The sequence below is a fragment of the Vicinamibacteria bacterium genome (assembly GCA_035620555.1).
Classification (GTDB): domain Bacteria; phylum Acidobacteriota; class Vicinamibacteria; order Marinacidobacterales; family SMYC01; genus DASPGQ01.
Genome location: DASPGQ010000767.1, coordinates 1 through 8,881, shown reverse-complemented (window position 1 = coordinate 8,881; position 8,881 = coordinate 1). Strand labels below are relative to the sequence as shown.

Annotated in this window: 9 protein-coding genes; 2 read left to right on the top strand and 7 right to left on the bottom strand. The window is 62.7% G+C overall.

Features of this window, described 5'->3' with window-relative positions; genetic code table 11:
- Positions 1-123 precede the first annotated feature (123 nt).
- Both VEK15_30785 and VEK15_30780 read right to left on the bottom strand, forming a co-directional pair.
- Positions 124-432 (bottom strand): hypothetical protein, encoded by a 309-nt coding sequence (locus VEK15_30785; GenBank protein HXV65120.1) that lies wholly within the window; start codon positions 430-432, stop codon positions 124-126.
- A gap of 674 nt (positions 433-1,106) precedes the next feature.
- Entirely contained in the window at positions 1,107-2,096 is a 990-nt protein-coding gene (locus tag VEK15_30780) for an integron integrase (protein ID HXV65119.1), read from the bottom strand.
- A 155-nt stretch (positions 2,097-2,251) separates the two neighbouring features.
- On the opposite strand from VEK15_30780, the gene VEK15_30775 reads away from it, so the two are divergent.
- A complete protein-coding gene (locus tag VEK15_30775) occupies positions 2,252-2,995 on the top strand; it encodes a class I SAM-dependent methyltransferase (GenBank protein HXV65118.1) in 744 nt (247 codons plus the stop codon).
- Here VEK15_30775 and asnB read toward each other — a convergent pair.
- From asnB to VEK15_30750, 5 genes are all read right to left on the bottom strand, one after another.
- Positions 2,988-4,904 carry an asparagine synthase (glutamine-hydrolyzing) gene (asnB, locus tag VEK15_30770; protein ID HXV65117.1) on the bottom strand — a complete coding sequence of 639 codons (1,917 nt, stop codon included), beginning with the start codon at positions 4,902-4,904 and terminating at the stop codon, positions 2,988-2,990. The genes VEK15_30775 and asnB overlap by 8 nt on opposite strands.
- 32 nt (positions 4,905-4,936) lie before the next feature.
- Positions 4,937-6,568, bottom strand: coding sequence for an FtsX-like permease family protein (locus tag VEK15_30765; GenBank protein ID HXV65116.1), 1,632 nt, complete (start codon positions 6,566-6,568; stop codon positions 4,937-4,939).
- 105 nt (positions 6,569-6,673) lie between these two features.
- Positions 6,674-7,330 carry an ABC transporter permease gene (locus VEK15_30760; GenBank protein ID HXV65115.1) on the bottom strand — a complete coding sequence of 219 codons (657 nt, stop codon included), beginning with the start codon at positions 7,328-7,330 and terminating at the stop codon, positions 6,674-6,676.
- Positions 7,331-7,409: 79 nt separating this feature from the next.
- On the bottom strand, positions 7,410-7,946 hold the full coding sequence (locus VEK15_30755; protein ID HXV65114.1) for an RES family NAD+ phosphorylase: 537 nt from the start codon (positions 7,944-7,946) through the stop codon (positions 7,410-7,412).
- 12 nt (positions 7,947-7,958) lie between these two features.
- On the bottom strand, positions 7,959-8,408 hold the full coding sequence (locus VEK15_30750; GenBank protein HXV65113.1) for a hypothetical protein: 450 nt from the start codon (positions 8,406-8,408) through the stop codon (positions 7,959-7,961).
- A gap of 126 nt (positions 8,409-8,534) precedes the next feature.
- Here VEK15_30750 and VEK15_30745 point away from each other — a divergent pair.
- Positions 8,535-8,881, top strand: a 347-nt coding sequence (locus VEK15_30745) for a hypothetical protein (GenBank protein HXV65112.1), incomplete at its 3' end; no start/stop codon positions are given.

Sequence of the window (8,881 nt, the reverse complement as noted above, 5' to 3'; positions counted from 1 at the left end):
CCGTCGCGGATGAGTGGCGTGGCCGACCCGGTGATGCCGGCACCGCGTGGCACGAAGGCTACACGCTCTCATCTTAGTTCACCCTCTCACGCAGGGAAAGGCCACGTCCACTCGATCCGCATGTTAGCTGGCCTCACCGTTAACGCTCACCGCATGACGCATGGCATCGGCTGACCGGAACACGATTCCGTAGAAGGGAGTCCTCTCGAAGAAGCGAAGTCGCCAAACAGAGTGCATAAGTTCATCTTCCGGAAGAGTCGTCCAGCGGTACTCGATAATGTCGGGTTCGGAATGTGCTACCGTCATTTCATCGAAAAAACCTGGCGGAATCTCGTAACGTTGCACGTCGGCCCAGACCTGGTCATCTGGTACCACCGACAGAAGTCCGTGGTGGTAACACAACCCCCGAATCACCTTGCGCAGAACGCGCATGAATCTTACATCCTTAGCTGGGTAGATCTTGTGGCGCTGGCCCTCCGGCATCTGCACCGGACGGAGAAGTTGGGCGACATCGCGCCTTCGCCTTTCGCCATCTGGCTGAAGGAAGCTACGGCGAGTTTTTCCCTCCCACAGTTCGCGCACGACTGGCGTTGGCTCCCCGGCGAGAAGAAGAATTGTTCGAAAGTGAGGTTCGTCATCTTGCCAGCTGCGGTTACATGTCAAGCAGGCGGGCACTGTGATTCGTTGAACCCGTGAGCCCGCCTTGGACGGTGGGTAGAGATTGCTTGGCACAACGTGGTCATCGGTTGTCGCATTGCCGCCGCAGTATGCGCACAATCGTTCAGCCACCACGAACCCTCGTTGGGATAGGTCCAGCTAACTACTATTCAAGCGACCGGTGGTCGGAAAGTATCGCGGTGGGGGAGGTTGCGATATCTGTTGGGATGGCGAGAACAGTCGGCGCAAGATCCTTCGAACGCTGGGGTTGGGGTGAGCGAGTTGGGTGGAGGTGAAATAGGGCTGCGGGACGTTGGTTTGTAGCGCAGCGAAACGACCGCCGACGACAAGCTGTCTGATGTCCGCGAGCACCAATGCCGGCCCTCCTCCTTCCCGTCCTTCCGCCATTGCGAGAGTTACTCTCATCGTACGCGCGAGCGGGTCGGGTTTCAAATCGTATCGTCCAGAGGGCTTCTAACGCGGTGGGGGCCGTCCTCGAGGACGTGGGTATAGATCATCGTCGTGCTGACGTCCTTGTGTCCCAGCAGTTTTTGGATGGTACGGATGTCGTAGCCGCTTTGAAGAAGATGGGTTGCAAACGAGTGACGGAAAGTATGAGAGGTGGCGGGTTTGGTGAGGCCCGCGAGTCGCCGGGCGTCCTTGACGGCGCGCTGGATGACGGTCTCGTGAAGATGATGACGACGGCGCTCCCTTGTCGCGGGATCGACATAGATCCGGGTCGCCGGAAACACCCATTGCCACGACCAGTCCCGGCGCGCGTTGGGGTATTTTCTCGCCAGGGCGTAGGGTAGCTCTACGAATCCCGCCCCGTGGCGGAGATCGGACTCGAACTGGCGATGGACTCGCTTCAAGTGCTCCCATAAGGGCTTTTGGATACGCGTCGGGAGGATCGTGTTTCGGTCGACGCGACCCTTGGCGTCTCTTACCGTGACGAGACGGCGCCTGAAGTCGACATCCTTGGCGCGGAGGCGGAGACCCTCGAGCAGCCGGAGTCCCGAGCCATACAACAAAGCGGCCACGAGCCGCGGCGTGCCGCTCATGCGGTGCAGCAGGGCTCGCACCTCGTGAGAGTCGAGAACGACCGGCAGTCGTATCGCACCCTTGGCTCGCTCGATCGAATCGACCCATGGCAAGTCGACCTCGAGCACGCCCTTGTAGAGAAACAGAAGAGCACTCAGGGCTTGATTCTGGGTCGACGGGCTGACGCGGCGACGCGAGGCTAGGTAGGAAAGAAACTCGCGGACCTCGCGGACTCCCATTTCTCGCGGGTGGCGCTTACGATGGAACAGAATGAAACGCTTCGCCCAATGAACATACGCCGTGGCGGTGCGCCGGGCATAATGGCGCCGCTCCAAAGTGAGCCGCATCTGCTCGAGGAGCCTCGGCCGATTGTCTCCCGCAGCCTGGTTCAGGGACACCGCGTAATTTGCCTCTATACCCAGTAGACGGAAAAGGGACGTTGGACCCTCCCCGGGGGCGCTCGGAACGGCGGTGAGGTCGCGAACCGGCTGAACATCGACGGTCATTCACGTGTCGCGCTTGACATTGTCCGAGCGCCGATCCTGAATCCCCGATGGGCTCATTGAAGCGCGCCATCAACAAAGTCGTCGATTCGCTCATCGGTCGGTTGGCCGACCGGATCGCCCGAAAGGCCGTCGATTACTACTTCCATCGAGAGATGCACCCCGCCACGCTCCTCATGCGAGAGGCGCAGACGGACGCCGCCCAGTTCGTCAAGGAGAACATGCCCGACGCGCTCTATTTTCTGGACCGAGAGCTCCTTCTTCGATACGCGATCGACCAAATCAAGATTCCGGGAATGATCCTGGAGTTCGGTGTCTTCAGCGGCAAGTCCATCCGGCTCATCGCCGAACGAACAGGGCGACCGGTTCATGGGTTCGATAGTTTCGAGGGCCTGCCCGAGGACTGGACGGGCAACAAGGACCCCAAGGGGGCTTATTCGACCGGTGGCAAGCTACCGGAGGTCCCGCAGAATGTCACTCTCCACAAGGGCTGGTTCGTGGACACCGTGCCTCGGTTCATTCAACAGACGGGGGAAGACCTGGCCTTCGCGCACATCGATTGCGACGTTTACTCCTCGGCGGCGGTCGTGCTCGAGACCATCTCGGAGCGCGTACGGGAAGGGACCGTATTGGTTTTCGACGACTTCTTCAATTTCCTCGGATGGCGAAACCACGAGTTCAAGGCCTTCGAGGAGCTCGTTCGCCGCGAAGGAATCGAGTACAAGTACCTCGCCTACGGCCGTCATCAGGTCGTGTTGATCGTCACCAAGAGGGGAAACGTTTCACTCAGTTGAGGTACCGGTCCCGCCACAGCTCGAAGACCAGGAGCGTCCAGATTAGCTTTCGGTGGTCGCGGACTCCCTCGGCATGCTCTCGAAGCAACCGTTCGACGTAGGACGGCTGGAAGAACCCCTCGCGCGCGAGCTTGTCCCCGGCGAGTTGATCGCGAACGAGCTCCTTCAGTGAAGAGTTGATCCAGTAAGCGACCGGTACGTTGAAGCCCTTCTTCTTCCGGTTGATGATTTCGCGGGGAAGAACGCCTTCCATCGATTTCTTGAGCAGGAATTTCGATCTCATGCCTCGGAGCTTCAGCTCGTGCGGAACTTCCGCCAGGTACTCGGCGAGGCCGGGATTGAGAAGCGGCACCCGGACTTCGAGCGAGTTCGCCATGCTCGCGCGGTCTACCTTGGCGAGGATGTCGCCCTCGAGGTAGAGCTTCTGATCCAGGTAGAGCAGCTGATTCAACGTCTCGTTCGCGTCGCAGGCCCGCTGGTGCTCGTAGGCGACCTCGTAGGTGTCGAAGTCATCCTGAACGAGCTCGGGCACGAAGAGCTCTCGCTTCTCCTGAGGTACGAAAGCCCCGAGCCAGCGGTGATGCCGGCTGGCGACGGGTACACCTCGGCCCGAGATGAAGCGCCTCGCCTTGAAGTCGAAGCTGATGTTGTCCTTGGAAACGGGCAGCCGGTCGATGATCTTCGGCACCAGGTTCGCGCGGAGGAAAAACGGCACAAAGCGTTCGTAATACTCGATCAATCGATGAGCCTGGAGCGTGGGGTAGCCGGCAAACATCTCGTCTCCACCGTCCCCGCCGAGTACGACTTTTACCTGCTCGCGAGCGAATCGCGTCAGGAAATAGGTCGGCACGATCGATGAATCGGCGAAGGGCTCGTCCAGGACGTCCATGAGGCGTGGAACGAGATCCGCCATCATCGCAGAGGTAACCGTGAGCTCGTGGTGCTCGGAACCGAGCTTCTCGGCCACGAGCCTCGCATAGCGGGACTCGTCGAACGATTTCTCCTCGAAGGCGATCGAGAAGCTTCGGATGGTCCGGGGAGAAGCGGCTCTCATCATCGCCAGGACGGCGCTGGAGTCGATGCCGCCACTCAGCAGCACCCCGACCGGCACGTCGCTCACCATCTCCTTGTGCACCGCCTGCTCGAGCTCGTGTCGGAGCCGCTGCTGGTACTCGCGCCAGCTCACCGGAGGTCGGCGCTCGCTCTTGGCGAGACTCAGATCCCAATACCGCTCGACGCGCTGACCTTTCCCCGAGAACACGAGCGTATGGCCGGGAGGCAGCCTCTTGATTCCGCGGAAAATGGTGCGGGGCGTGGGCACGTACTCGAACGACAGGTACTCGTTCAGCGCGATCACGTCGATCTGTCGGTCGACTCTGGGGTGGCGCAGGATCGCCTTCAGCTCCGAAGCGAAGACGAGCTCGCCGGCCACCACCGTATAGTAGAGGGGCTTGATCCCGAATCGGTCCCGGGCGAGAACCACGCGGCGCTCGCGCGCGTCCCAGAGGGCGAAGGCGAACATGCCGTTCAGGTAGCGCACGCACTCGAGGCCGAACTCCTCGTAAGCATGAACGACGGTCTCGGTGTCGGTCTCGGTGGCGAAACGATGCCCCAGCTTCGACAGGAGCTCTCTCAATTTTCGATAGTTGTAGATCTCCCCGTTGAAGACGATCCAGATCGACCGGTCCTCGTTGTGTATGGGTTGATGGCCGCCCTCGAGGTCGATGATCGACAGGCGCCGGGCGCTCAGGCCGATCCCGACGTCGAGGAACGAGCCCTCGTCGTCCGGTCCCCGGTGAGCGATGGAGCGAGACATGGCATCGAGGACGGCAGTCTCGGGCCGCACCTCGGCCCGGGGGTCGAACACACCACAGATTCCACACATCGCGGAGAGCGAAGGGTAGACCATAGCACCCCGCGGAAGCGAGTTCTCCGGTAGAGCTACTCGTAGCGCAGCGCCCGAACCGGGTCGAGGCCGGCGGCGCGGCGCGCGGGCAGATAACTCGCGCTAAGCGCGACCCCCGCGAGGAGGATCCCGACCGCAGCGAAAGTGTAGGGGTCGAGGGACGTGATGCCGAAGAGCATGGCGGTCATGTACCGAGTGACGACGAAGGCCGCGGCCAGCCCCGCAACGAGGCCCACGAGCGTCCATCGCATCCCCCGCAGAACGAAAAGGCCCAGGATGTCGCGGCGCCGGGCGCCGAGCGAGAGACGAAGACCGATCTCGTGGGTGCGATGCGTCACCGTATGAGAGATCACGCCGTAGACACCGAGCGCTGCGAGCACCAGCGCCGCGACGGCGAAGAGCTGCACGAGAAACAATTGAAACCTCCGCTCCGCCAGCGAAGACGCGATCGCGGTCGCGAGCGTGCGGATCTGAAAAACGGGCTGATCGGGGTCCACCCCGAGGAGCGCGTCCCGGGCCATTCCGCCAGAGCTCTCGGGATCGCGAGCTTCGAGAGCGAAGGTGAACCAGCGCATCCAGTAGAAAGTGATCTGTTTGATCGGGGCGTAGACGACCGGGCCCTCCTCTCGATCGATACGGCGATGGTGGACGTCGGCCACGACGCCAACGATCCTCATCGGGGTCTGGTCGCGCTCCTCGTCAGCCCAGAGAATGCGCCGTCCCAGCACGTTTCCTCCGGAGAGGACGCGTCGCACGAACGTCTCGTTGACCACCACGACTTTCTGCCCGTCCTCGTCGTCGGTCGAATCGAAGAAACGGCCTGCCCGAAGGGGGATGCCCAGCAACCGGAAATAATCCTCGCTCACCCCGCGAAACGTCACATTCGGCGAAGCGGCGACGGAGAGAGGACGGCCCTCTTCGAAGACCGACATCGTGAGCCAGCCCTCACCGAGGGGCGGGTCGGTGACGGCGGCGACGGATCCGACACCCGGCAAAGCGGCGATGGCTTCTTTGGCCCGATCGACGTAGTGGAAGCGATCGGCAAGCGTGGGATATTTCGGAGGCGTCAGGAACACGCTCAGAGTCAAGATCCGGTCCGCATGGAAGCCCGGGTCCACGGCCGTCAGCTTGGCAAAGCTCCGCAAAAGCAAACCGCCCCCGACGAGGAGGACGAACGCCATCGCCACTTCCAGCGCGACCAGCGCGTCGCGAAGACGGCTTCCACCCGAGCCCTCTCCCACCATGCGTCCACCGGCTTTGAGCGCCGTCTGAAGATTGCTGCGGCCGGCGGCGAAAGCGGGAATGACGCCGAGGAGGAATCCCGTCGCGGCCGAGAGCCCGAGGGTGTACAGGAGCACCGTGGAATCGACTCCGACCTGGTCCAACCTCGGCGTCCCGCCAGGGTAGAGGTCGAGCAGGACTCGCAAGCTCGCGTGTGCGAGGGCGATGCCAAGGACGCCGCCCGCCCCGGCGATGAGCAAGCTCTCCGCCAGATAGAGCCCGGCGAGGCGCATCCATCCGGCCCCAAGAGCGACCCGAGTGGCGGCCTCGCGCCTGCGACCGGTGGCTCGAGCGAGCACCAGGTTGCTCACATTGGTGCAGGCGATGAGGAGCACGAAACCGACAGTGATCAGGAGCAAGACCAGTGCCGGCTTGGCGTTTCCCACCAGCATCTCGTGTGCGGAAACGAGAGACGCCCCGTACCCCTCGTTGGATTCGGGATACTCGCTCGAAAGCCGTCTCGTTATGGTGTCGAGCTCTCTCTGGGCCCGTTACGGGGGGACGCCCTCTTCCAGCCTCGCGACGACGAGCATGAAGCGGTTGTGCCGCTGCATGCCGCTCATGTTGTCTCCCACGGCGCCCCAGATCTCGACGTCTTCGCCGGGGAATCGGAACTCCGGAGGCATGACCCCGACGACGGTGTGGGGACGCCCGTTCAACGTCACGACGCTTCCGACGACGCTCTCGTTCGCGCCGAACAGACGATGCCAGATGGCGTAGCTCAGCACGGCGGCTTCGGGAGCGCCGGGCACGTCGTCCTCCCGGGTGAGATACCGGCCGAGCAACGGAGGCATCCCGAGCGTCGGGAAGAAATCCCCCGTGACTCGCCCCCCGGTGATGCGCACGGGAACGTCTCGGTTCGTCAAGTTGAAGGTCCAGTAAGTAAAGAGCGCCACCCGCGCAAGGCTCTCGCATTCGTCGCGCCAATCCTCGAAATCCGGCCAGGAGCTGGAATGCGCCCCCAGGGGCTCGCCGTCTTTGACGTTTTCAACCACGAAGAGCCGATCCGGATCGGGATAGGGAAGAGGTCTCAGAATCACCGCTTCGACCAGGCTGAAGATCGCGGTATTGGCCCCGATTCCGACGGCGAGCACGAGAATCGACGTGGCGGCGAAGCCCGGGCTCTTCGCCAGCAGGCGAAGTGCCAAGCGCGGGTGGCTCACACCGGTTTGGACGACCGTCGAGGCGAATGGGTTAGGTTAGGGTCGATACGGCTGATGCAGCCGGCTATCCCCAGAACCATCGTTCGAAACGAAGCGCGGTCCTTTGGCGTGCACGACTGCGCGCCGTCGCTGGAAACCATGCCAGCTCGCGGCCGGCGCCATCCCGCACACGCGCTGAGCGGCAACGAACGCCGCGAAGTCCGCGATCCTTCGCCTGCTGACCGATGGGTTGGCATTTGGAATGAGGCACGGGCTCGCCCCGCCGATCTAGCGGGTAGGAGGCGGGAAGGTTCACGGCAGCAACGCCCCGGCGTGAATGTACGTCAGCAACTCGCTGGTTTCTGGGCAAGGTTGCCCCGACGAGGAAAGGTCCGGTCTCGTCGCGGAGATCTTCGGGTCCGTACGGCCACCCGGAGATGAACGTTCGCAGATTGAGGCGAGCCGTCACGACGTCTTCGTTGAAGTAGAGCGTCGGGAAGCTCGCCGGTGGGTTCCAGCGCCCCCCGCGCCGCTGCGCATAGCTGGGATCGAGCGGGTCATCCCACAGAGGGTTCGCGATCCGCCACCACTCGTGCCCATTGGGTAGCGTTTCCGTCCGCACGCTCAGCGGACTTCAGGCCTGCGCTCGTTCGAAGTCGAACATCGATCTGCAGGCATCCAGGACGTCGTGAGGACGAGAAGCTCCGACGAGGTCGACCAGGGACTTCCCGCCGAGAGCGGGAGCAGGCCTGCGCACGACAACCGGGATCCGGTCGCGCTTGACATACCGGACCAGGAGGTCCGTAGCGGCGGCGAGTAGCGCGATCGCTTCGGCGCGCTCTGAGGGAACACCTCGATCCAGCCACTTGCTGACTGCCTGGCGTGCGACCCCGAAGAGGTCCGCAGCTTCCGATTGGTTCAGACCCCAAACCGCCAGGATGCGGTGTAGCGACCGTCCTGAACGTCGCCGATCGAGCGCTTCGGCGAACTCGTCGAGCCACTCCTCCCGGCCTCGATGGGCTTCGAGAACCTTTTTCGCGGCCTCAATCGGATCCAGCCGAACGAGCTCGGCGATCGCTTTCATCGAATCCTTCCTCGAGCGCTCTGTTCGAAGTCTAACTTCGGACGCAACCAAATGTCAACCTTGGCCACATGGCGTCCAAACGGCTGTTGGAGCCGGCCACGAGGAAGAGCGTAGAATGTCTCACCGATGGAAGCCCGCGAGCCGGCGAGCCGGAAAGTCGAGCTCGTGGCCGCAGCGATTCTGTTCCTGGCCGGCATTCTCGCGGGTGGATTAGGCGTCGAGAACGAGGCGGTCACCTTCCGGCTCGGTCCCAACGATCATCGTTTCATCGAGGGGTTCGCATCGCATTACGAGCTCGAAAATGGCGACGCCACGCGCTGGACCACCTATCACTCGCGCATCGTCCTCCCCCTCGCGATCGAGGGGGGGCCGGTGGAGGTATCTTATCGTTTCGCCCGCGTCTTCGGTGAGACGGCCCAGGTCGAGGTCACGCTCGATGGAAGGACCATCGATGGCTTCGAAGCGCGGGGTGG